Genomic DNA, 21,939 nt, shown 5'->3' with positions numbered 1-21,939 from the left:
GGGTCATGATCCGCGAGGCGCGCCCGGCGCCGGCCCGTGACTGGGTGGTGGTGATCCCCGTGAAGCGTGCGGAGATCGGCAAGTCGCGCCTGCGCGTCGCGGGTGTCGACCGGGAGTCGCTGGCACGGGCCGTCGCGCTCGACACGGTCGAGGCCGCCGCCGCGTGCGAGCGTGTCGCCGAGATCATCGTGGTGACGAGCGATGAGGTGACCGCCGTGGCGCTGCGCCTGATCGATCGCGTGCGCATCGTGCGGGATCGCGGCGAGGGGCTGACCGCGGCGATCGAGACGGGCATCGCGGCCGCTCCGCTCGGCCGACCGCGGGCGGTGATGCTCGGCGACCTGCCCGCCCTGCAGCCGTACGAGCTGTCACGGGCGCTCGCCTTCGCGGCTTCGTATCGCCGGGCGTTCGTGGCGGATGCCGAGGGCGTCGGCTCGGTGCTCGCCACCGCCCAAGCCGGGATCGCCCTGCACCCGAGGTTCGGGCATGCATCGGCGGATGCCCACCGCGAGTCGGGCTTCGTCGAGGTCGGGTTCCCCGTACTCAGCGGACTGCGGCGCGACGTCGACCTCGCCGAGCACATGCTCGTGGCGCGACGCTCCGGCCTCGGCCCGCGCACGGGTGCACTCGTCGACCGGTCGGTGACGAGTCTGCCGCTGGTGAGCACGCCGCTGGTGATCGCCTCATGATGTCGGCATCCGATGCCCCGCGCATCGTGGTGCTCGCGGGCGGAGTCGGCGGGTCGAAGTTCGTCCTCGGCGTGCGCGAGGCGGCTCGGCGACGGTGGCCCGATGGCGCCGGCGGTTGTCGTGCCCGGATCACCGTGATCGCCAACACCGGTGACGATGTGTGGCTCAGCGGACTGCGGCTGCAGCCCGACGTCGACTCGATGATCTACGCACTCGCCGGCGTCAACGACACCGAGCGGGGGTGGGGACGCACCGGCGAATCGGAGCGCGTCGCCGCCGAGCTGCACGCGTGGGGTGCGGGGTGGCCGTGGTTCACCCTCGGCGATCTCGATCTCGGCGCGCACATCGCCCGCACGGGGTGGCTGCGCGATGGCGCCTCGGTCACCGAGGTGGTCGGTCGGCTCGCGTCACGGTGGCCGCTCGGCATCCGCCTGCTGCCGATGACCGACGCCGAAGTCGACACGCACGTGATCACCGACCAGGGGCGCATGCACTTCCAGGAGTGGTGGACCCGGCACCGGGCGTCGCTGCCCGCGCGGAGCTTCGAGTCGCCGGGCATCGCCGATGCCGCGCCCGCTCCGGGTGTGCGTGAGGCGCTGGCCGAGGCGGATGTCATCCTGTTCGCGCCGTCGAATCCGGTCGTCTCGCTGGGTCCGATCCTCGCCGTGCCGGGGATCGCCGAAGCTGTGCGAACGGCGCAGGGGGCGGTCGTCGGGGTCTCGCCCATCATCGCCGGAGCGCCCGTGCGCGGCATGGCCGACGCCTGCCTCGCCGCGGTCGGCATCCCCGCCACGGCTGATGCGGTCGGGCGGCACTACGGTTCCCGCTGCTCCGGGCTGCTCGATTCCCCAAGCACAGCTTCGGAGATCGCGACCTCCACGCCGCCGCATCCGTCCCCCGCCCGGCGCGCCGCGGACGAACTCAGAAGCCGTGCCCGGGGCGGGCTGCTCGACGTATGGCTGATGGCGGAAGAGGATGCCGCGCTCGCCGCATCCGTCGAGGAGGCGGGGCTTCGGGCCGAGGTGCATCCGCTGTGGATGCGCGACCTCGAGACCTCGGCCGCGCTGGCGGATGCGGCTTTGGATGCGACAGCCCTCAGGGCGTGAACACGATCAGCGGGCGGGTGCTGCCCGGCCGCTGCAGCACGTCGGCGTCGACGTGCCAGACGCGGGCGATGAGGGCGCGCGTGAGGACCTCTTCCGGAGCCCCGGCCGCCTGCACGCGACCGTCTGCGACCACGATCACCCGATCGGCGAACGCCGCCGCGTGGTTGAGGTCGTGCAGGGCGGCGAACACCGTCATGCCCTCGCCGGCGAGCGAGCGCAGCAGCGTGAGTGCATCGAGCTGCGCACGGATGTCGAGGTGATTCGTCGGCTCGTCGCACAGCAGCAGCGACGGCCGCTGCGCGAGTGCGCGGGCGAGGTTCACGCGCTGGCGCTCGCCGCCCGACAGGGTCGCGGCGTCGCGATCGGCGAACGCGAGCGCACCGGCGCGGGCGAGTGCGGCGTCGGTGGCCACGGCATCCGCATCCTCGCCCTCGAACGACAGCCACCCGCGATGCGGCAACAGCCCGAGGCCGACGATGTCGCGGCCGGTCATGCCCTCGGCCGCCGTCCACTCCTGCTCGACGAGCGCCACCCGCCGCGCGCGCTCGCGACGGCGCAACGCCGACAGCGACGTGCCGTCGAGGTCGAGCGACTCTGCCTCACCGCGCAGCGTGCCGGCGATGAGTCGCAGCAGCGTGCTCTTGCCCGAGCCGTTGGGCCCGAGCAGTGCGGTGACCGATCCGGCGGGGGCTGAGATGTGCATCCCGTCGATGACCATCCGGGCGCCGTGGCCGAAGCGCAGGCGGCGCACGTCGAGCCCGCCGGTCATGACTGCCTCCGCCGCATCCGCAGCATCAACATCGCGAAGACCGGACCGCCGATGAGCGCCGTGACGATACCGACCGGGAGCTCGCGCGGGTCGAACACGGTGCGGGCGATCGTGTCGGCCCAGATGAGGAACACGGCACCGGCGAGGAACGACACCGGGAGCAGGGCGCGATGCCGGGCGCCGACGACCGCGCGCACGGCATGGGGCAGGATCAGCCCGACGAACCCGATGGATCCGCTCACCGCGACCAGCGCTCCGGTGAGCAGGGCGGTGCACACGAACAGCAGCACGCGCAGTCGCGTCACCGGGATGCCCAGGGCTTCGGCGGCGGTGTCACCGAGCACGAGACTGTCGAGGGGGCGGGCCGACGCCAGTAGGGGGACGGCGCAGACGATCACGGCGATGCCGGCGAGTGCGGCATCCGACCAGTCCGCTCCGCCGAGCGAGCCGAGCAGCCAGCTGAGGATCTCGCGGTAGCTGTCGTTCGTGGCGCTCCAGAAGATCACGAGGCTCGTGAGTGCCGCGAGCACCGCCGACACCGCCAACCCGGCGAGCACCACCGCGGTCGACGAGGCGGAGCCTGCGGCGCGGGCGAGTCCGAGTGTCAGGGCGAGAGCGAGCAGCGCGCCGGCGAACGCGGCGAACGGCAGGGCGACCGCGGCGCCGAGCACGATGACGATCACGGCGCCGGTCGATGCGCCCGACGAGAGCCCCAGCAGGTACGGGTCGGCGAGCGGGTTGCGGGTGAGCGCCTGCATCACCGCGCCGCAGAGGGCGAGGCCGCCTCCGACCGCGGCCGCGGTGAGCACGCGGGGCACCCGCCCCTCCCAGATGATCGCGTCGCGGATCGGCGTGAGTCCGCTCTGCGCCCCGGTCAGGTGCGCCCACACGCTCGCCGCGAGTTCGGCGGGGGTGATGTCGGCGGGCCCGATCGCGACCGCGGCAACCACAGTCGCGGCCAGCGCGAGCAGCAGCACGGCGATCGCGGATGCCGTGCGCCGACGCTTCCCCGTCGCATGCGCCGCCGCGCGGGGGAGCGCCCTCGGCAGCCAAACCGTGACGCTCATCATTCCCCGAGCTGGGCGACGATCGACTCGACGGCGTCGACGTTACGGATCCCGGCCTCGGTCGAGGGGAAGTCGACGATCACGTAGCGCTCGTGCACCACGGCGTCGAGCTGCGCGGTGACGGGATTCGCCGTGAGCTGGGCGATCTTCGACGCCGCGGTGTTCCACGTGGCATCGACCAGCACGATCACATCGGGATCGGCATCGGCGATCCGCTCCCACGAGGTCGAGGTCCAGGTGTCGTGCACGTCGGCGAACACGTTCTGCAGTCCCGCGGCGGTCAAGATCATCTGCGGCGCGCCGATGCCTGCCCCGACGAAGGGCTGGTCGGTGCCGGAGGAGTACCAGACGGCGTCGAGGCCGCGGTCGTCCGGCACGATCGCGTCGAGCTCGGCGCGCTGCGTCGCGATGAGGGCGGTCGCGGAATCCTCTTCCCCGAGCAGTTCTCCGGCTTCGGCGAACCCGTCGAAGACCGTGTCGAAGGTGAGCGGGTCGGGCATGTAACCAGGGGCCTTGCACGCGGCGGGGGCGACGTAGGTCGTGATGCCGAGCTTCTGCAGCTCGGCGCGCTCGCCGGCGCCGTCGACGGAGAAGTTCGATTCCCAGCCTGCGAACACGAGGTCGGGCTCCAGCTCGAGCGTCGCCTCGTTCGACGGCACCTTGTCGGAGACGACCGTGATGCCGTCGGCCTGGTCGGCGAGGTCGTCGGGCACGGGGCCGTCGGAGAACGCGGAGCCGATGATGCGATCGCCGGCTCCCAGCTCCAGGGCCAGCTCCAGCGTCGACGACTTGATGGTCAGGATGCGTTGCGGCGGGGCGTCGAGGGAGATCTCGGTGCCGCAGTTGTCGAGGGTGCGGGCGGCGTTCTCATCCGATGCGGCGGCGGGGGTGGTTGCGGTCGAGGCGCAGCCGCCCAGGGCGGTGGCGAGGAGGAGGGCGAGGGCGGGGGCGACGCAGAGCGCGCGGGTGGTGGCAGGCATGGTTCTCCGGACGACGTGGATGAGAGGGGCGCGGATGAGCGCGGTCGCAGTCCAGGTCGGGACCACCATGCGCCGGCCAATCGGGCCGACGGGATGCCGCCATGCTAGCGCGGATACTGGATCCAAATCAATACTGGATTCTGGATCCAAAATGGGTGAAGATGGAGATCGCCGCACAGAAGCGGCTGAGATCGCCCGATCGCGAAGCCGCGATCCGCCGAGAGGAATCCATGCAGACCACACCTGTCTCGTACTTCAGCGAGGGTCACCGCATCTCCGCCGTCTGGCGCACCCCCGACCACGACGGTCCCTACCGCGCCATCGTGCAGGGACCCGGTTGGCTCGGGCTGAAGGATGCCACGCTCTACGTCCGCTATCACGAGGCGCTCGTGGCCGCCGGCTTCGCGGTGCTCGTGATCGACTACCGCGGCTTCGGCGACTCCGAGGGTGACCGCGGGTACCTGTCGCCGGCGTGGCAGCTGGAGGATCTCCGCAACGCCGTGACGTACCTCACCACCCGTGACGACGTGATCGCCGATGCGATCGGCGTGTTCGGCACCGGGGGGACGGGCGGCGGCAACGCGGTCCTGCTGGCGGATGCCGATCCGCGCATCAAGGCGGCGGCGAGCCAGGTGCCCGTCGCCGACGGTGAGGACTGGCTGCACCGCATGCGCAGCGAGTACGAATGGCTCGACTTCCAGAACTCCCTCGCGGAAGACCGCCGTCTGCGCGTGACCACGGGAGAGGGGCGGATCGTGCATCCCCGCGAGGAGATCATGATTCCCACCGCCGAACGCCGCGCCACGAAGATCAAGGCCGACGTCGACGACCGAATACCCACCGCCGTGCCGCTCGCGTGTGCCGAGGGCATCATCGCCTACCGCCCGATCGAGGCGGCCGCCCGGCTCACGACGCCGCTGCTGGTGATCGGCGTGGAGGGCGATGCGACCACGCCGACCGATCACGCCGAGGCGCTCTACGAGGCCGCGCGCGGTCCGAAGCAGCTGATCATGCAGCGGCACACCACCCACTACGCCGCGTACGACACGTACTGGGAGCAGACCACCCCGGTCATCGTCGAGTGGTTCGACCGCTACGTGCGGCCCGCACACCTGGTGCATCGGAGCACCCCCTCGCCCGCGATCGGCGAGTCCCAGAGCACAGAGTCCGTTCAGAAGCAGGAGGTCACGCGATGAGCGTGGAACTGAAGATCACCGGCGGCACCGTCGTCACCCCCGCAGGACCGGTCGTCGCCGACCTGCTCGTGAGTGACGGGAAGGTCGCGGGCATCGTCGCCGCCGGCACCGACATCGCCGCCGACCGCACGATCGACGCGGCGGGCAAGCTCGTGCTGCCCGGCATGGTCGACGTGCACGTGCACACCCGCGAGCCCGGCTACGAGCACAAGGACGACATCTACACGACCAGCCTGCAGGCGGCCGCGGGTGGAGTGACCACCATGTTCGGGATGCCGAACCTCAAGCCCCCGACGACCGATGTCGCCACGCTCACCGACGTGTTCCATCGGTACGAGGAGTCGTCGATCGTCGACTGGAATCACAACCCGGCACCGACGAAGTTCGGCGAGATCGCGGGCATGAGCGAGATGGGCATCCGCGCCTACAAGATCTACATGGTCGTCGACACCGGGCGAGACTACCCGCACCCGTCAGGCACCGGCATCCACAATCACGGGCACCTGCTCGAGATCATGGATCACATCGCCCAGACCGGCAAGCGGTTCATCGTGCACCCGCACGACCAGGCGCTGATGGACTACATCGAAGGCGCGTACCTCGCCCGCGGCGAGAACACCCCGGAGGGATACGCCTCCGCCTACGCCGCCCGCGAGGGTGTGATCTGGGACACCGCGATCGACGTCGTGCTGCGGCTCGCCGAAGCATCCGGCTGCCCCGTGCACATCGCGCACATCCAGACCCGCCGCTCGATCGAGGCCGTGCGCCGTGCGAAGCAGAACGGCATCGACGTCACGTGCGAGGTCAACCACTGGGCGCCGTTCCTGTCGACCTGGCACGACGTCGAGACCCTCGGTCCGTACGCGCTGAGCTACTGGGTGCCCGATGACAACCGCGCCGCGGTCTGGGAGGGCATGCGCGACGGCACGATCGACATCGCCGCCAGCGACCACGCCCCGCACACGCGCGAGGAGAAGGAAGTCGGGTGGACGCAGATGTGGAGCTCTCACACCGGCACCCCCGGCATCCAGTATTACTACGAGCTCATGCTCGACGCCGTGAACAAAGGCGAGCTCGACCTGCAGCGCGCGATCGACATGGTCGCCCACATCCCCGCCGCCAAGTTCGGCCTGGAGGGTGTGAAGGGATCGCTCACGATCGGGGCGGATGCCGACATCGTCATCGCCGACCTGGCCGATGAATGGACCATCACGAACGACGGCGTGCTGTCGAAGATCGGCTGGACCCCGTACGACGGACGCACCATCAGCGCCCGCATCCAGCGCACGCTCGTGCGCGGTGTCGACGTCTACGTCGATGACGAGGTCATAGGCGATCGCACATTCGGAAAGCTCGCCGCATCGGCGGAAGACAGGGCGGCATTCGCCGCAGAGAGGAACTGACATGAAATTCGGACTGCTGCTGCCACACTTCGGCGAAGAGGCGAGCAAGGAGAAGCTGCTCGAGGGGTCGAAGCTCGCCGAGAGCTTCGGATTCGACTCGGTGTGGGTGCGCGATCACCTGGTGTTCGAGCCGCACGGCGAGATGGAGAAGCCGAACCGCACGTTCTACGACGCGCTCACCACGCTCACCGCGATCGGTGCGGTGACCGACAAGATCGAGCTCGGCACCGGATCGCTCATCCCGTTCCGCCACCCGCTCGTCACGGCGCTGATGGCCGGCACCATGACGCAGCTGCTCGGCCCGCGCCTGATCCTCGGCTTCGGGGCCGGCACCTTCGACCACGAGTTCGACGCGATCGGCTGGGGCGACCTCGACCGCGTCGAGATGGTGCGCTCGAACGCCGAGATCCTCAAGCGCGTGTTCACCGAGAACGACGTCACCTACGACGACGGCATCTTCACCTTCGACAACGTCACGATCGAGCCGAAGCCCGTGGGCGGCCGCATCCCGTTCTGGTACTGCGGCGCGACCCCGCGATCCGCCCGCCTCGCGGCCGAGTTCGCCGACGGATGGATGCCGGGCCGCACCGGTCTGCTCACGATGGAGAAGCGCATCAAGACCATGCGCGACATGACGGATGAGAACGGCCGGCCGATGCCGACCATCGCCGTCATCCCTCCCACCTCGATCGAGGACACTCGTGAAGAGGCACTGAAGCACGTGAACATCCCGGGCCTTCTGGCCTGGGCGAACAAGGCGAAGTTCGCCGTGAAGCCGCCGTCCGGCAGCTTCGAGACCGTCGAAGACCTCGAGGGGCAGCTGATCGTCGGCGACCCCGACCAGGCCGTCGAACAGATCAGGCGGTTCGAGGAGGTCGGCACCGAGCATCTCGTGTTCGACTTCCGCTTCAAGTTCGATCGGTTCTTCGAGCAGATCGAACTCCTCGGCACCGAGGTGCTTCCTAAGCTGCGATGAGTCGCGCACCGGCGCGCGACGATGAGGACGAGAGGTCGACGATGACTGACGTGAAAGACACCGCTCGAGTATCGGCAGATCCGCTGATCTCGGTCACAGGGCTCTCTGTGAGCTATGACGTCGCGCGCACGGGGAAGAAACTGATCGCCATCGAGAACGTCGATCTCGACGTGTTCGAGGGCGAGTTCATCACGGTGCTCGGCCCGTCGGGATGCGGAAAGACGACGTTCATGAACGTCATCGCCGGTCTCGTCGCGCCGAGCACCGGCTCGGTGCTCATCGACGGGAAGCAGGTCGACGGCCCCGGACCCGACCGGGCCGTCGTCTTCCAGGACTACGCGCTGCTGCCCTGGCGCACCGTGTTCGACAACGTCAAGTTCGGACTCGAGATGCAGAAGGGCCTGCGAGCCGAGGGATGGCGCGAGCGTGTGCAGGAGGCGATCGACATGGTCGGTCTGAAAGGGTTCGAGTCGTCGTATCCCCGCGAGCTCTCCGGGGGCATGCAGCAGCGTGTCGGTCTCGCCCGGGCGTTCGTCGCGGAGCCGCGGATCCTGCTCATGGACGAGCCTCTCGGCGCGGTCGACGCCCTCACCCGCGAGGTGATGCGCGACGAGATCGACAAGCTCATCGAGGCGACGGGCAAGACCGTCCTCTTCATCACGCACTCGATCGAAGAGGCCATCCTGCTCGGCGACCGCATCGTCGTGTTCAAGAGCCACCCCGGCGCGATCAAGGAGATCATCACGACCGGGTTGGAGCGACCGCGGTCGGAGCGCGCCGTGCAGCATGACCCACGCTTCCTCGAACTCCGCGACCACCTGTGGGCGGCGCTCGAAGACGAGGCGACGGCGGCAGCGGTGTCGAAATGAGCTCACTGCTGGCCGCCGGGCCGAACTACGGCAAGGGCGGAGTCGGCGCCTGGCTCGCCGGTCTCAGCACCCGGGGCAAGGCGGCGGTCATCGCGATCGAGGTCGTCGTGCTGTTGGTGCTCTGGCAGCTCGTCGTCGGCGTCTTCGGATGGATCAACCCGGTCTTCCTCCCTCCGCCGCTGTCGATCGGGCAGGGCTTCGGCGAGATCGTGTCGAGCGGGGCGCTCGCCTCGAACGCCGGCATCTCGGTGCAGGCGTGGCTGCTCGGTTTCGCGCTCGCCGTGGTCGTCGGCATCCCGGTGGGTCTGCTCATGGGGTCGTCGCTGCCCGTCGATCGGGTCGTCGGACCGATCGCGTGGACGATCTACGCGACCCCGTCGATCGCCTATCAACCTCTCGCGAAGGCGTGGTTCGGCTTCGGCATCGGACCCGTGATCTTCCTCGTGACGATCAGCGCCCTCTTCCCGATCCTGCTCAACGTCGCGGCCGGGATGCGCACGGCCAACCCGTCGATCATCCGCGCGGCGCGCGTGTACGGCGCGGGGCGGCTGCGGCTGTACCGCTCGGTGTACCTGCCCTCCACGGTGCCGTTCCTGTTCGCCGGGCTCCGTCAGGCCGTCGTGCTCGCGACGATCGGCATGGTCGTCGCCGAGCTCGCGGGCTCGGCCAGCGGTATGGGCGCGCTCATCATCCGCGCGTCGAACACGTATCAGACCGATCAGGCGTTCGCGGCGATCGCGGTCGTCGTGCTGTGGAGCGTCGGCATGACACAGGTGGTGACCGCCGTCGAGCGGTGGGTCGCCCCCTGGACGCGGAAGGCGAAGCGATGAGCGTTGTCTCGGCGACCGGAACCGTCCGCATCGTGCGCCCGCGCCGGGTGGTGCGTGCGGGTGAGGGACGCTGGGCCCTGTTGTTGGTCGGCGTTGTCGCTGTCATCCTGCTGATCTGGGAAGCGGTGGTGAGCTGGTTCGGCTGGGTGCCCGCGACGTTCCTGCCCGCGCCGAGTGCGATCGGGGTGGCGTTCGGCGGGTTGATGGTCGACCCGGAGTTCTGGTCGGCCTTCGTCTTCAGCGTCACGAACCTGCTCATCGGTCTCGCGATCGCGATCGTCGTCGGCGTGGTCGTCGGCCTCGCGGTGGGCTGGTCGCCGGTGCTGCGCTTCATGGTGGCCCCGTTCCTGTGGGTGCTCTACTCCACGCCCAAGGTCGCGCTGGCGCCCCTGTTCATCCTCGGTCTCGGCCTCGGGAGCGAATCGAAGATCGCCCTGGTGATCCTGCTGGCCGTGTTCCCGATCCTCCTCAACACGATGGAGGGAGCGGTCACCGTCAGCCCCTCGCTCGTCAACGCGGCCCGGGTGTACGGGGCGAAGGGCATCGGCCTCGGCTGGAAGGTCATCTTCCCCGCGACCCTGCCGTACAGCCTCTCCGGCATCCAGCGCGGCGCAGCCCTCGGGTTCACCGGCGAGGTGCTCGGTGAGTTCCTCGGGGGAACCGGCGGCCTCGGCCACCTGCTCGAGTTCGCCGCGTACCAGTTCCGCATGGACGAGGCGATCGCGATGGTCGTGGTGATGGTGATCATCGCGAACCTCACGCTGCTGCTGATCTCGGTGCTGCGGCGCCGGCTCGCGCCCTGGTACGACGAGCGCAGGATCGTCGGCTGACCCGGCACCCACGACTCCGACCCCCGTCTCATGCGCGGCGGGGGTCGGTTCGTCCTCTCCGCGATCGGGTCGATTCACGTCGGCGGTCAGCGATAGATCTCGCGGCGATGACCGGCGGCGAGCACGAGCACGACGAGGCGATCGTCTTCGATGTCGTAGATCACCCGGTAGTCGCCCACCCGGACCCGCCAGGCCCCATCGCTGTTCACGAGCATCTTCGCGGCCGGCGGCCTCGGTTCTTCGGCGAGGAGTTCGATCGCGGCCTGCACGCGACGGCGGGCGTGTGGATCCAGCTTCCGCAGCTGCCGCCCGGCTGCTGCGGCGATCTCGATCCGGTAGCTCACAGGAGCCCCAGCTCGGCCTTCACCTCTTCCCAGGGCACCGGGAGTGATTCGGTCTCTGCGGCCTCTCGGCGAGCCGCGACAGCAGCTGCCGCGTCTTCGGCATCCTCGGCGATCTCGCGAAGTCGATCGAATTCATCCGCGTCGACGATCGCCACGACACGGCGACCACGACGGGAGAGGAAAACGGGTTCGTGGGTGAGATGGGCACGGTCGACGAGCGCACCGAGTTGGCGCTTGGCATCGGAGACAGGCAGGACATCAGACATTCTTCAATAGTATGAAAAGATCAAAACGATCACAATGATCTTTTTGTGAGGTTTCGGCCGAGCTGAGCGATCGTATCGGCGAGGTCGTCGGGCTCGATGACGGTGACGGGAGCCGTGAGCGCGATCTCTGCGATCGTCATCGCGAGCCGCCCGAGGTCCTCGCTGCGGAGGCGCACGACGCAGTGGTCCGCCTCCACCGTCTCCACCGAGTGGTCGGCCCAGCGGAGAACGCCCTCTAGCTCTGCGAACGGGGCATGGATGATGACCCTCGCCTCCTGGAATCGGGTCGTGATGCCGATCGCTTCCGCGACGAAGGCAGCCGCCCCTCCGCCGGGGATCTCGCGCGGAGTGAAGTGCGTGCCGATCGGTCGCGGCTGCTCCATCCGGTCCAGGCGGAAGGAGCGCCAGTCGTCGCGGTGCCCGTCCCAGGCCACGAGATACCACCGCCGGCCGGCCGTCACCAGCTGATGCGGTTCGATCCGTCGGTGAGTGCGCGCGTCAGCGTTTCCGCGGTAGTCGACACGCACGTGCTCGTGATCACGGCATGCAGCGGCGAGCACACTGAGCGACTCCGGATGGATGCTGTCGTCATCCGCCACGCGGCGCAGGGGAGAGATGCTCGAGTGCAGCGCCGACACGCGGCGACGCAGCCGATGGGGCAGGAGCGCCTCGATCTTGGTCAGCGCGCGGAGCGACACCTCCTCCATGCCGTCGATGGCGGCCTCGGCGGCGGCCCGCAGTCCGATCGCCACCGCGACGGCTTCGTCGTCGTCAAGGAGCAGGGGCGGCACGTGCGCTCCGGTCGCCAGTCGGTACCCGCCGTATCGCCCCGAGGTGGAATCGACCGGATAGCCGAGCTCGCGCAGACGGTCGAGGTCGCGACGCACCGTGCGCTGCGTGACCTCGAGCCGTGACGCGAGTTCGGCGCAGGGCCAGAACCGATGGGTCTGCAGCAGCGACAACAGCTGCAGCGCGCGGGTGGTGGCGTCGTTTCGCATGACTCCAGACTGCCGAGCATCCCGGACATCAGGTGTCCACAATGCTTCGTACGGTCTGAGCACACGCCGATCCGATCCCGCGTTCGGCGCAGATCCCAGAGGAGCATCCATGAATCCGTCCGCCTTTCCCGACCCCACCCGCATCGCCGTCAACGGCGTCGAGCTCGAGGTGTTCGAGGCCGGCCGCCACAACGCCGGCAACCCGGTCGTGCTGTGCCACGGATGGCCGGGCCATGCCACGTCATGGCGCCATCAGGTTCCTGCTCTCGTCGAGGCGGGGTATCACGTGATCGTGCCGAACCAGCGCGGCTACGGCGCCTCGTCGCGGCCGAGCGAGGTCACCGAGTACGACATCACCCACCTCACCGGCGATCTCGTCGCCCTTCTCGACCACTTCGGATACGCCGATGCGACCTTCATCGGTCACGACTGGGGTGCCATGGTCGTCTGGGGACTGGCCCTGTTGCACCCCGAGCGCGTGCGCCGGGTCATCAACCTGAGCCTGCCGTACCAGGAGCGCGGCGAGCTCCCCTGGATCGAGTTCATGGAGGCCGTGCTCGGGCAGGACTTCTACTTCGTGCACTTCAACCGTCAGCCCGGAGTCGCCGATGCCGTGTTCGACGAGAACGCCGCGCAGTTCCTCCGCAACCTGTACCGCCAGAACGAACCGGCACGGGAGCCCCAGCCGGGCATGGCGCTGATCGAACTCGCCAGGGAGGAGACGCCGCTCGGTGAGCCGGTGATGAGCGACGAGGAACTGGCGGTCCTCGTGTCGGCGTTCGTGACGTCGGGGTTCACGGGCGGCATCAACTGGTATCGCAACCTCGATCGCAACTGGCATCTGCTCGCCGATGTCGACCCGATCATCGGCAAGCCCGCGCTCATGATCTACGGCGAGCGCGACTCGATCCAGCAGTCCGAGTCGATCGCGCAGTTCGTCCCGCAGGTCGAGGTCGTCACCCTCGACAGCGGGCACTGGATCCAGCAGGAGGTGCCGACCGCGCTCAACCACACGATCGTGAGCTGGTTGCAGCGCGCGTGAGACGCGAAGAGGCCCCACCGCCATGCGCAACGGTGGGGCCTCTTCAGGGTCAGCCGATCACGGGTAGGTGAGCGTCTCCGGCCCGGCGTTGTCGAGGCCCAGCAGCTCCTGTGCCTTCAGCAGGTACGCCAGCTGCCCCGCGTCGAACTCGAGCGGTTCGAGCTTCTGCGTCTCGATGGTCGTGTCCCACGCTTCGTCGTCGAAGTACAGGTTGGGGCAGGCCAGGTGTCCGTCGAGGATCCACGGGCTGTCGGACTCACGCAGATCCTGGATGTCGAAGTCGTTCGCCTCGTAGATGTCGAGCGCTTCGTCGGCGTTCTCCGGGAACTCGCCCGGCGCCGGTGCCGTCATGAAGTCCGTGGCCTTGAGTGTGGCCCGCAGGAATCGCACCAGGGTGTTCGGGTTCTCCTGTGCCCACTGGGTACCGGCGATCTGCACGTCATTGGCCCAGTTGCGCAACGACTCGACGACGATGTTCGCCCCGTGGTCCTCGAGCGCAGCGCGGTCATCGGCGTAGAACGGCTGCAGGGTGATCTTGTCGTTGACGAAGAACTCCGTCCACGATTCCGAACCCGGTCCCGGGTAGACGATCTCGGCATCGATCGACGAGACGTCCCACCCTTCCTCGGCGAGCACCTGGGCCCGCTGGAACTCGGCGGGGTCGCCGGGAGTGCCGGCGAGCACGATCGAGGTGCCGTCGAGATCCTCCACGCTCTCGACATCCGACTGCACCGCGAAGTCGAAGTTCTGACGGCAGTAGTGACCCGAGACCAGGTCGATCTCGACGCCACCGCGGATCGCATCGATCACGGTTCCGGTGGACTCGACGCCGATGTCGGCGCTGCCGCTGGCGACCGCGGCGGTGACGTTGTCCGCCGTGATGACCTCGACGGTGAGGCCCTCGTCTTCGTAGTAGCCGAGGTCGGTGGCGAGCACGAACATCGAGTACATCGTGATGTCGGGGAAGGGGATCGCCACGGTGAGGCTGGTCTGCTCGGCTGCGCCGGGCTCGCCGTCGCCGAGGTCGACGGGTTCTGACGGTGCCGGCGTCGCCGCAGCACAGCCGGCCAACAGCGTCACTGCTGCGGCGCCACTGAGGGCAGCGATACCGAATCTGGTTCTTGTCGTGCGCATGACTCTCCATTCGGGACGGTGCGTGCGACCCCCCGCGGAGAGGGGCGCCTCACGCGGATTTTGGGATACGGTATCCAATTTAGGGTCGAGTGTCCATCGTTTGCGCGATATCGTGCGAGAACCGGGTCTGGACTCCATCGAGGAAAATTGGATACAGTATCCGAAACGGTTCCGACCGAATTCCCCCGACGAAGAGGTGAAGATGCGTGCTGCAGTGTTGACCCGCCATGATCTGGGCGGCCTCGCGGTCGCCGAGACGGCGGTTCCGACACCGGGCGATGGAGAAGTCCTCCTGCGCGTCGACACCGTCGGCATCAACCAACTCGACCTCAACGTGATCGCGGGCGTCGGCCCTGGCGCGCAGGCGCAGCTACCTCGCATCCTCGGACTCGACCCCGCGGGCGAGATCGTCGCGGTCGGGTCGGGCGTCGAGCAGGCGCGGGTCGGTCAGGCGGTCGTGGTCAAACCCAACGTCGCCTGCGGTGCGTGTGCGCGCTGCCTCGCCGGAGACGAAGCCGACTGCCCCGCGCAGACGGTCGTCGGGGTGCATCGCGACGGGGGAGCAGCCGAGTACGCCGTCGTGCCGAGCCGCAACGCGATCGACCGACGAGGACTGGATGCCGCGGAGGCAACCGCCGTCGTGCACAGCGCATCGATCATCATGAACGCCGTGCGCACGGTCGCCCTCGGCGCCGGGGAGCGGGTGCTCGTCACGGGCGCCGGCGGCACGCTCGGTCGCGCGGCAGTGGGGATCGCCCTGGGCCGCGGCGCACAGGTGGTGGCCGCATCCCGTCGGCCGCTGCAACCCCTGGGCGAGGAACGGATCATCACCGCGCCGGATGCGGATGCTCTGGCCGTCGCGCTCGCGGCGGTCGACGGCTTCGACGTCGTGATCGATGTGTCCGGGCATGCGCCGACCCTGGCGGCGGGGATCGCCGCGCTGCGCTGGGGTGGCCGGGCGGTGTTCTGCTCGGCATCCGTCGATGTCGACCTGCACATCGACGCCCGCGACTTCTATCTGCGCCGCAAGAAGCTGTTCGGCGTGGCCAGCGCGCGCTACGACGATGTCGCCGACGCCCTGGATCTCGCCGCGGCCGGGGTGCTGCCCGCGCTCGTGGGTCGGCGCTACGCTCTGCACGACATCGGCAGGGCCTATCAGGAGTTCCCCCGCAAGGGGGAGGGGAAGGTCGTCATCGATGTGCGCTGACCGGATTCCCGCTCGAAGAGGAGACAAGTCGTGATGAGTTCTGCATCGCCCGGCGCCGGAGCGCTGGCCGGGATCCGCGTGGTCGAACTGGGGCAGTACATCTCCGGCCCCTACGCCGCGAAGCTGCTGGCCGACCTCGGCGCCGACGTCGTGAAGGTCGAATCCCCCGAGGGTGACCCGATGCGCCGATGGGAGGGCCGCGCGACGATGAGCCCCCAGTTCGCCGCCTACAACCGCGGCAAGCGCGGGGTCGTGCTCGACCTCAAGAGCGACGACGGGCTCGCGGCGGTGTTCGCCCTCGTCGCGGATGCCGACATCGTGATCGACAACTTCCGCCCCGGCGTCGCCGAACGGCTCGGCTTCGGCCCCGTCGCCCTGCACGCCCACAACCCCCGCGTGATCACCTGCTCGATCACGGGCTTCGGTCCGACCGGCCCCTCGGCGAAGCGACCTGCCTACGACACGGTGATCTCGGCGGTCGGCGGTATGTACAGCCAGGTGGTGCCGGCATCCACCATCCGTCCGCTCGGCCCGGCGTTCTCCGACCTGCTCTCCGGCATGTCGGCGGTGCAGGCGGTGCTCGCCGCGCTGCACGCCCGTGACGTGAGCGGTGAGGGTGAGCATGTCGAGGTCACGATGGTCGGCGCCCTGCTCGATTTCCTGACCGAGTCGGCCTCGGCGTTCCTCGAGACCGGGCAGATCTCCTCTCCCGACTCGCGACCGCGGCGGGCCCAGGCGTATGCGTGCCGCGGGTCCGACGACAAGGCGTTCGTGATCCACATGTCGGTGCCCGAGAAGTTCTGGACCGGCCTGCTCGACGTGCTCGAGCGGCCCGACCTGGCGGACGACGAGCGCTTCGCGACGCGGGAGGCGCGAGTGCGCAACTACGACGAGCTCGACGTGGTGCTCAAGGCGATCGCGGCCACCCGTCCGCGGCAGCACTGGCTCGATCGCCTCGCCGCACACGACATCCCGCACGGCCCCCTCAACTCGGTGGGCGACCTCTTCGACGATCCGCAGATCGCCGCGATGGGTCTGGTCGAGCAGATCGACGGACCGGATGGCGCCCTGCGCGTGCCCGTGCCCAGCATCCGTTTCGCACGCAGCGGGCGGCCGGCGCTGCGCTACGCCCCCGCTCTCGGCGCGGACACCGAGGCGCTCACGGGGTTGCGCGTCGCATCCGAATCCGAACCGGCGAACGAATCCGAACCGGTGAACGAAGGAGCAGCCTGATGCCCGGCATCGACGACCTGGTGGCGATCGACGTCCACACCCATCCGCAGACCGAGGAGTTCATCGCCGCGATGGGCCAGCGGCACACGCAGATGTCGGCGCACTTCGGACGGGAGCGCCCGGTCGTCTCGTTCGCCGAGCAGGCCGACCAGTACCGAGAGCGCAAGATGATGGCCGTCATCGTGAACTCCGACTCCGAGACGACCAGCGGCATCAAGGGCGCTCCCAACGAACTGCTCGGCAAGGCGCAGCAGGATCACCCCGACGTGTTCCTCGCCTTCGCGGGCATCGACCCGTGGAAGGGCGAGGCCGCGGTCGCCGAGATCCGTCGCATGCACGCCGAGTACGGCATCAAGGGGGTCGGCGAACTCAACCCTTCGCGGCAGAAGTTCCTCGCCAACGACCGGCGCTTCTGGCCGATCTGGGAGACCTGCGCCGAGCTCGGGCTGGTCGTGATGTTCCACTCCGGCTTCCCCGGCGCCGGGGCAGGAACCCCCGGCGGTGGTGGCTACCGGTTGGAGAACGCTCGGCCCGTGCCGTACATCGACGACGTGGCCGCCGAGTTCCCCGAGCTGAACATCATCAGCGCCCACCCCGCCTGGCCCTGGCACCTCGAGAACCTGGCGATGGTCTGGCACAAGTCCAACGTCTACCTCGACCTGTCCGGCTGGGCGCCGAAGTACCTGCCCCCCGAGGTGGTGCGCTACGCCGACTCGCTCATCTCCGACCGGGTGCTGTTCGGATCGGACTGGCCGGTGATGACCGCCGACCGATGGATGACCGAGTTCGACGCGCTCGGCCTCAAAGAGGAGTCGCGGCGCAAGATCCTGCTCGACAACGCGCGGAAGCTGTTCCGACTGTGATGACTCTGACCGTGAAGAGGGGAGCCGCTCGTGGCTGAACTGGTGATGGCCGCGGCGACCCCGCACAACCCCCTGCTCTGGCGGGCGATGCGCGAGCCTGTGCCCGACGACCTGATCGCGGTCGAGGCGAACTTCCGCCGCATCCGTGAGGCCGTGGCGGAGTCAGAGGTCGACGTGCTCATCGTGCTCGGCACCGACCACGTGCGACAGTTCTTCTCAGACAACTCGCCGGCGTTCATCGTGGGCAAGGCCGCGTCGTATCACGGCACCTACGAGAACGAGGTGCGCACCTTCGGCATGGAGTACGCCGAGCTGCAGGGGCACCCCGAGCTGGCGACGCAGATCACCGGACGCGAGGTGCTGCCCGAGGCCATCGACTTCTCGGTCTCGCACGAGTGGCGCCTCGACCACAGCTTCGTGCTGCCGCTGCAGTACGTGCGCCCGGAACTCGACCTGCCGATCGTGCCGATCCACGCGAACTCCATCCTTCCGCCGCTGCCGACCGCCGCCCGCTTCGCCGCGTTGGGGCATCACCTGCGCACCGCGGTGGAGTCGTGGGACAGCGACGCCCGCGTCGGACTGCTCACCTCGGGGCACATGGCGACGGATGTCGGAGGGCCCCGCACCTTCAACGGTTCGCCCGACCCCGCGTTCGACGCTGAAGCCGTGGAGTGGATGCGCACGGGCGACCTCGACGGCGCGATCGCCGGATGCCGGTTCGACCGCATCATGGCGGCCGGCAACGTGACCTATCAATACGTGAACATCGTCGCCGCGCTCGCCGCGATGCAGGGCCGACCGGCCGAACTCGCCGAAGCCACGACCTCGCGCTTCGCATCGAGTCCGTTCTTCCTGTGGAGGGCCGCAGCATGAGCCGGTACATGATGAACAAGTTCATCCGCGCAGTCGAGATGAGCACGGCGAACGTCACCGCCTACGTCGCCGACACCGAGGGCTTCGTCGACGGGTGGCTGGACGGGGAAGCGGGGCCGGATGCCGTGACCGACGACCGGGTGCTCACGCCCGAGGAGCGCACGGCCTTCGTCGAGCGGGACTACGGCGCGCTCTACGGGTTGGGCGCGCACCCGTACCTGCTCTGGCACTTCACCGAAGCGGTCTACGAGCACGAGTACACCGAGGGCTTCGGCTGGCGCGAGCTCGTCGAGAAGTACCGTGCGGCGATCATCCCGCACGGCGAGGTCGACGACATCCCCTGACCCTGCCCGGCACACCCGCACGACCCGGACACACCCGCACGACCCGGATGCCGAATCGACCGTGCGCGTGTACCGGGGTCGTGCAAGTGTGTCCGGATCGGGTGCCGATGCGGGGCGAGCGTGTGCGCGGCTCACGTGCGGCGTGCAGGGAGAAGTTCGTCGTGCAGGGAGCATCCGAGGAATCCGTCCTGCATCCCGCATTCCTCCCTGCAGAACGAGCGGGCCGCATGGTGTGCGGACCAGGATGCCGGTGCATGGTGCACTCCGAGTCCGGGCACGGCGGATGCCCCGTGGTGTGAGCCACGAGGCATCCGCGATGTTGCGCGGGTCGCGCTTGTCGACGGGGACGAGCTCAGAATCCCGCCACCGTCTCGGCGAGCCCGCGCGCCGGCGGTGCAGGGTCTCCTCCCCCGAGGACTCCCGCAACGCCGGGGCTGGGGCTACGCCATCGAGCGGCGACGCAGCAGTGCGATCCCTCCGAGGACGAGCAGCAGTGCTCCCGTCGCGATCAGGCCGGCATCGGCGGAACCGCCGGTCATGGCGAGTCCGGATGCGGGGCCGGTGGCGGCAGCACCCGATGCCGAGACGGCGCCGGCAGCGCCGACGATCGTTCCGGGGTCGGTTCCGGGGTTCGTTCCCGGGTTCGTTCCGGGGTCGGTGCCCGGGTCAGTTCCGGGGTCGGTGCCAGGATCGGTTCCGGGATCCGTGCCCGGGTTCGTTCCCGGCACTGTGGTCGTGCTGTCTCCGAGGAGGGAGATCGCGTTGCCGCCGATCGTGATCGGCAACGAGATCGGCAGGCCCAACTGGGTTCCTCCGAGGATGCCGTCGTCTCCGGTGGTGGTGTTGCCGGGGGTGGCCGGTGCCGGGGCGGGTGCTCCGGTTGTTCCGGTTCCGGTGGAGGAGCTGTCTCCGAGGAGGGAGATCGCGTTGCCGGTCGCCGTCACGGGGGCGTTGATGGGTGCGGTGATCTGGGTTCCTCCGAGGATGCCGTCGTCTCCGGTGGTGGTGTTGCCGGGGGTGGCCGGTGTCGGGGCGGGTGCTCCGGTTGTTCCGGTTCCGGTGGAGGAGCTGTCTCCGAGGAGGGAGATCGCGTTGCCGGTCGCCGTCACGGGGGCGTTGATGGGTGCGGTGATCTGGGTTCCTCCGAGGATGCCGTCGTCACCGGTGGTGGTGTTGCCGGGGGTGGCCGGTGCCGGGGCGGATGCTCCGGTTGTTCCGGTTCCGGTGGAGGAGCTGTCTCCGAGGAGGGAGATCGCGTTGCCGGTCGCCGTCACCGGTGCGTTGACCTGGAGCAGTGCCTGGGTACCCGAGAGCAGCCCGTCGACACCGCCTGTGGTCACGGACGGCACCCCAGCCGCCGGCGGGGCCTGGGGAGCCGCGCTCTGGGAAGCGGCGGCCGGGGTGCTGGTCGAAGAGGAATCAAGAAGGCTCACCGCGTTGCCCGACACGGTGACGGGAACGTTCACGGTGACCACGGCCTGGGTACCGGATGCGGCGCCGTCGGCGCCGCTGGTCGACGCGGCGGGAGCCGGAGCCGGAGCGGGAGCCGGCGCGGGAGCGGGAGCCGGTGCGGCGGGAGCCGGTGCCGGTGCGGGAGCTGTCGAAGCAGCATCCCCGAGGAGCGAGACCGCGTTACCCAGCAGCGTCACGGGTGCTGAGATCACCGCCTCCGTCTGAGTGCCGGACAGCAGTCCGTCGTCTCCGGTCGTCTCGGCCGCATTCGCGACCGTTGCGCCGAGAAGGGTGATCCCTCCGGCGAGAAGCGTGCCCCAGAGGGCCCGCTTGATGTACGTACGCATGATGGTTCTCCTGACATGATCTGGGGTGTCTGATGGGTGCGCGCGAAGTGAGTGCGCGCGCAGCACAGCATCTGCCGTTCTGGGGAACGGCGTGACGACCCGTCAGTCAGGGGAGACGTCGGTGTCGGCGATGGGCGACGTCGGAAGAACGTCGTCGGAGGCGCCGAAGACCTGCTCGACCGCAGGCGGGGCAGGGATGCCCGTATCGCTGGGGCCCGCAGGGGCAGGGCCCACTCCTCCACCGGATCCGGCAGAGGAGGAGGAAGGCAGAGAGGTTCCGTTGAACGGAATCGGCGGCGCGACGGGCGCGGAGTCGCCGACGGCGGATGCGGATGCGGGAGAGCCCGCCGTGACCGCGGTCGTCGCAGTGCGGCTCGCCTCAGCATCCGCAACGCCTGACAGGCTGACGCTCGACGTGTACGCGAGACCTTGACCCGCAGCCGTTCCGGGATCCGCGAGCGGACCATCGACCGCGGGAGTGGTCGGGGCCGGTGTCGTCGGATCAAGGCCCTCGAGCACCGGCGGGACGACGGCATCCGTCACACCGCCGATGAGTGCAGTGGTGTCGTCGACGATGCCGACCACATCGCGCACCACCGTCGGTACGCCGAGGTCGTCCACGAGGCTGCCGATGACCGGGAGTGCGGCTACGGCATCCAGCACCGGGGTGGTGATCTGCGACACCGGGTTGTTCTGCAGGACTGCCGTGACCGGCTTCACGATCTGTTGCGTCGTCTCGGTGACGGTGTGCACGACGGGTGCGGTCGCCGGTCCGACGACGGGCACCTTCGCGACGGTGTTGCTCACCGTCGCGACCACCGCGGGGGCGACCTGCTGCACCGGTGCGACGACCTTGGTCACGACCGGGGCGACCACCTGTTGCACGACGGGAGCGACGGGAGCGGTGACGGCCTTCACGGTGTCGCCGACCAGAGACGTGAGCGGGGAGAGCGGGCTGTCATCCTGTTCATCGGCGTGGGCTGAGCCGCCGCCGATGAGGATCGTGATGGCCGCCCATGCGGTCACCCCGATGGCACCCCAGAGGACGCCGGCAGGAACGCCGTGTCGGGTGGCCCGAACGTCCACGTCGACCTCCCCCTCCGAAGGCAACGTACATCGGC

The 21,939-nt window shown here is 69.1% G+C and carries 23 protein-coding genes; 14 read left to right on the top strand and 9 right to left on the bottom strand.

Annotated elements, in window-relative coordinates; translation table 11 throughout:
* The first annotated feature begins 5 nt into the window (after positions 1 to 5).
* Together cofC and cofD are read left to right on the top strand one after the other, a co-directional pair.
* Complete coding sequence (cofC, locus tag P0Y60_01120; GenBank protein WEK61392.1) at positions 6 to 689, top strand: 2-phospho-L-lactate guanylyltransferase; 684 nt, start codon at positions 6 to 8, stop codon at positions 687 to 689.
* The gene (cofD, locus tag P0Y60_01115; protein ID WEK61391.1) at positions 686 to 1,795 is read left to right on the top strand and encodes a 2-phospho-L-lactate transferase; all 1,110 of its coding nucleotides are present in this window, start codon (positions 686 to 688) and stop codon (positions 1,793 to 1,795) included. Before cofC ends, cofD begins: the two co-directional genes overlap by 4 nt.
* Here cofD and P0Y60_01110 read toward each other — a convergent pair.
* From P0Y60_01110 to P0Y60_01100, 3 genes are read right to left on the bottom strand one after another with little or no spacing between them, the layout of a single operon-like run.
* The gene (locus P0Y60_01110) at positions 1,785 to 2,564 is read right to left on the bottom strand and encodes an ATP-binding cassette domain-containing protein (protein WEK61390.1); all 780 of its coding nucleotides are present in this window, start codon (positions 2,562 to 2,564) and stop codon (positions 1,785 to 1,787) included. The genes cofD and P0Y60_01110 overlap by 11 nt on opposite strands.
* A complete protein-coding gene (locus P0Y60_01105; GenBank protein WEK61389.1) occupies positions 2,561 to 3,631 on the bottom strand; it encodes an iron chelate uptake ABC transporter family permease subunit in 1,071 nt (356 codons plus the stop codon). Before P0Y60_01105 ends, P0Y60_01110 begins: the two co-directional genes overlap by 4 nt.
* On the bottom strand, positions 3,631 to 4,611 hold the full coding sequence (locus P0Y60_01100) for a putative F420-0 ABC transporter substrate-binding protein (GenBank protein ID WEK61388.1): 981 nt from the start codon (positions 4,609 to 4,611) through the stop codon (positions 3,631 to 3,633). The genes P0Y60_01105 and P0Y60_01100 overlap by 1 nt, the downstream gene beginning before the upstream one ends.
* 230 nt (positions 4,612 to 4,841) lie before the next feature.
* Here P0Y60_01100 and P0Y60_01095 point away from each other — a divergent pair, with 230 nt between their 5' ends.
* Genes P0Y60_01095 through P0Y60_01070 form a run of 6 tightly spaced genes read left to right on the top strand, consistent with a single transcriptional unit; the run spans position 4,842 to position 10,715 of the window.
* The gene (locus P0Y60_01095; GenBank protein WEK61387.1) at positions 4,842 to 5,807 is read left to right on the top strand and encodes an alpha/beta fold hydrolase; all 966 of its coding nucleotides are present in this window, start codon (positions 4,842 to 4,844) and stop codon (positions 5,805 to 5,807) included.
* On the top strand, positions 5,804 to 7,210 hold the full coding sequence (locus tag P0Y60_01090) for a dihydroorotase family protein (GenBank protein ID WEK61386.1): 1,407 nt from the start codon (positions 5,804 to 5,806) through the stop codon (positions 7,208 to 7,210). The genes P0Y60_01095 and P0Y60_01090 overlap by 4 nt, the downstream gene beginning before the upstream one ends.
* Position 7,211: 1 nt before the next feature.
* The gene (locus tag P0Y60_01085; protein WEK61385.1) at positions 7,212 to 8,186 is read left to right on the top strand and encodes an LLM class flavin-dependent oxidoreductase; all 975 of its coding nucleotides are present in this window, start codon (positions 7,212 to 7,214) and stop codon (positions 8,184 to 8,186) included.
* A gap of 41 nt (positions 8,187 to 8,227) precedes the next feature.
* Positions 8,228 to 9,055 (top strand): ABC transporter ATP-binding protein, encoded by an 828-nt coding sequence (locus tag P0Y60_01080; GenBank protein ID WEK61384.1) that lies wholly within the window; start codon positions 8,228 to 8,230, stop codon positions 9,053 to 9,055.
* Complete coding sequence (locus P0Y60_01075; GenBank protein ID WEK61383.1) at positions 9,052 to 9,885, top strand: ABC transporter permease; 834 nt, start codon at positions 9,052 to 9,054, stop codon at positions 9,883 to 9,885. The genes P0Y60_01080 and P0Y60_01075 overlap by 4 nt, the downstream gene beginning before the upstream one ends.
* Positions 9,882 to 10,715, top strand: coding sequence for an ABC transporter permease subunit (locus P0Y60_01070; protein ID WEK61382.1), 834 nt, complete (start codon positions 9,882 to 9,884; stop codon positions 10,713 to 10,715). Before P0Y60_01075 ends, P0Y60_01070 begins: the two co-directional genes overlap by 4 nt.
* Positions 10,716 to 10,801: 86 nt before the next feature.
* Here P0Y60_01070 and P0Y60_01065 read toward each other — a convergent pair whose 3' ends face one another.
* From P0Y60_01065 to P0Y60_01055, 3 genes are read right to left on the bottom strand one after another with little or no spacing between them, the layout of a single operon-like run.
* Positions 10,802 to 11,059: a type II toxin-antitoxin system RelE/ParE family toxin gene (locus P0Y60_01065; GenBank protein WEK61381.1), complete on the bottom strand. Its 258-nt coding sequence runs from the start codon at positions 11,057 to 11,059 to the stop codon at positions 10,802 to 10,804.
* Complete coding sequence (locus P0Y60_01060; GenBank protein ID WEK61380.1) at positions 11,056 to 11,325, bottom strand: type II toxin-antitoxin system Phd/YefM family antitoxin; 270 nt, start codon at positions 11,323 to 11,325, stop codon at positions 11,056 to 11,058. Before P0Y60_01060 ends, P0Y60_01065 begins: the two co-directional genes overlap by 4 nt.
* Before the next feature lie 29 nt (positions 11,326 to 11,354).
* On the bottom strand, positions 11,355 to 12,323 hold the full coding sequence (locus tag P0Y60_01055; GenBank protein ID WEK61379.1) for a YafY family protein: 969 nt from the start codon (positions 12,321 to 12,323) through the stop codon (positions 11,355 to 11,357).
* Positions 12,324 to 12,432: 109 nt separating this feature from the next.
* Between P0Y60_01055 and P0Y60_01050 the strand changes: the two genes are divergently transcribed.
* On the top strand, positions 12,433 to 13,365 hold the full coding sequence (locus tag P0Y60_01050; protein WEK61378.1) for an alpha/beta hydrolase: 933 nt from the start codon (positions 12,433 to 12,435) through the stop codon (positions 13,363 to 13,365).
* Between the two features lie 57 nt (positions 13,366 to 13,422).
* Here the strand turns inward: P0Y60_01050 and P0Y60_01045 are convergent, their stop codons facing one another.
* A complete protein-coding gene (locus P0Y60_01045; GenBank protein WEK61377.1) occupies positions 13,423 to 14,499 on the bottom strand; it encodes an ABC transporter substrate-binding protein in 1,077 nt (358 codons plus the stop codon).
* A 202-nt stretch (positions 14,500 to 14,701) separates the two neighbouring features.
* Here P0Y60_01045 and P0Y60_01040 point away from each other — a divergent pair, with 202 nt between their 5' ends.
* From P0Y60_01040 to P0Y60_01020, 5 genes are read left to right on the top strand one after another with little or no spacing between them, the layout of a single operon-like run.
* Positions 14,702 to 15,706 carry an alcohol dehydrogenase catalytic domain-containing protein gene (locus P0Y60_01040; protein WEK61376.1) on the top strand — a complete coding sequence of 335 codons (1,005 nt, stop codon included), beginning with the start codon at positions 14,702 to 14,704 and terminating at the stop codon, positions 15,704 to 15,706.
* Between the two features lie 33 nt (positions 15,707 to 15,739).
* Positions 15,740 to 16,939, top strand: a complete 1,200-nt coding sequence (locus P0Y60_01035) for a CaiB/BaiF CoA-transferase family protein (GenBank protein ID WEK61375.1) — start codon at positions 15,740 to 15,742, stop codon at positions 16,937 to 16,939.
* Positions 16,939 to 17,802 (top strand): amidohydrolase family protein, encoded by an 864-nt coding sequence (locus tag P0Y60_01030; protein ID WEK61374.1) that lies wholly within the window; start codon positions 16,939 to 16,941, stop codon positions 17,800 to 17,802. The genes P0Y60_01035 and P0Y60_01030 overlap by 1 nt, the downstream gene beginning before the upstream one ends.
* 30 nt (positions 17,803 to 17,832) lie before the next feature.
* Positions 17,833 to 18,675: a hypothetical protein gene (locus tag P0Y60_01025; protein ID WEK61373.1), complete on the top strand. Its 843-nt coding sequence runs from the start codon at positions 17,833 to 17,835 to the stop codon at positions 18,673 to 18,675.
* A complete protein-coding gene (locus P0Y60_01020; protein ID WEK61372.1) occupies positions 18,672 to 19,019 on the top strand; it encodes a hypothetical protein in 348 nt (115 codons plus the stop codon). The genes P0Y60_01025 and P0Y60_01020 overlap by 4 nt, the downstream gene beginning before the upstream one ends.
* Positions 19,020 to 19,459: 440 nt before the next feature.
* On the opposite strand, the gene P0Y60_01015 is transcribed toward P0Y60_01020, so the two are convergent.
* Both P0Y60_01015 and P0Y60_01010 read right to left on the bottom strand, forming a co-directional pair.
* Positions 19,460 to 20,818 (bottom strand): hypothetical protein, encoded by a 1,359-nt coding sequence (locus P0Y60_01015; GenBank protein WEK61371.1) that lies wholly within the window; start codon positions 20,816 to 20,818, stop codon positions 19,460 to 19,462.
* 102 nt (positions 20,819 to 20,920) lie between these two features.
* Positions 20,921 to 21,904: a hypothetical protein gene (locus P0Y60_01010; GenBank protein WEK61370.1), complete on the bottom strand. Its 984-nt coding sequence runs from the start codon at positions 21,902 to 21,904 to the stop codon at positions 20,921 to 20,923.
* Positions 21,905 to 21,939 lie beyond the last annotated feature (35 nt).

Origin of the sequence: Candidatus Microbacterium colombiense, assembly GCA_029203165.1 — a bacterium.
Classification (GTDB): domain Bacteria; phylum Actinomycetota; class Actinomycetes; order Actinomycetales; family Microbacteriaceae; genus Microbacterium; species Microbacterium colombiense.
This window is presented reverse-complemented; position numbering and strand designations above follow the sequence as displayed.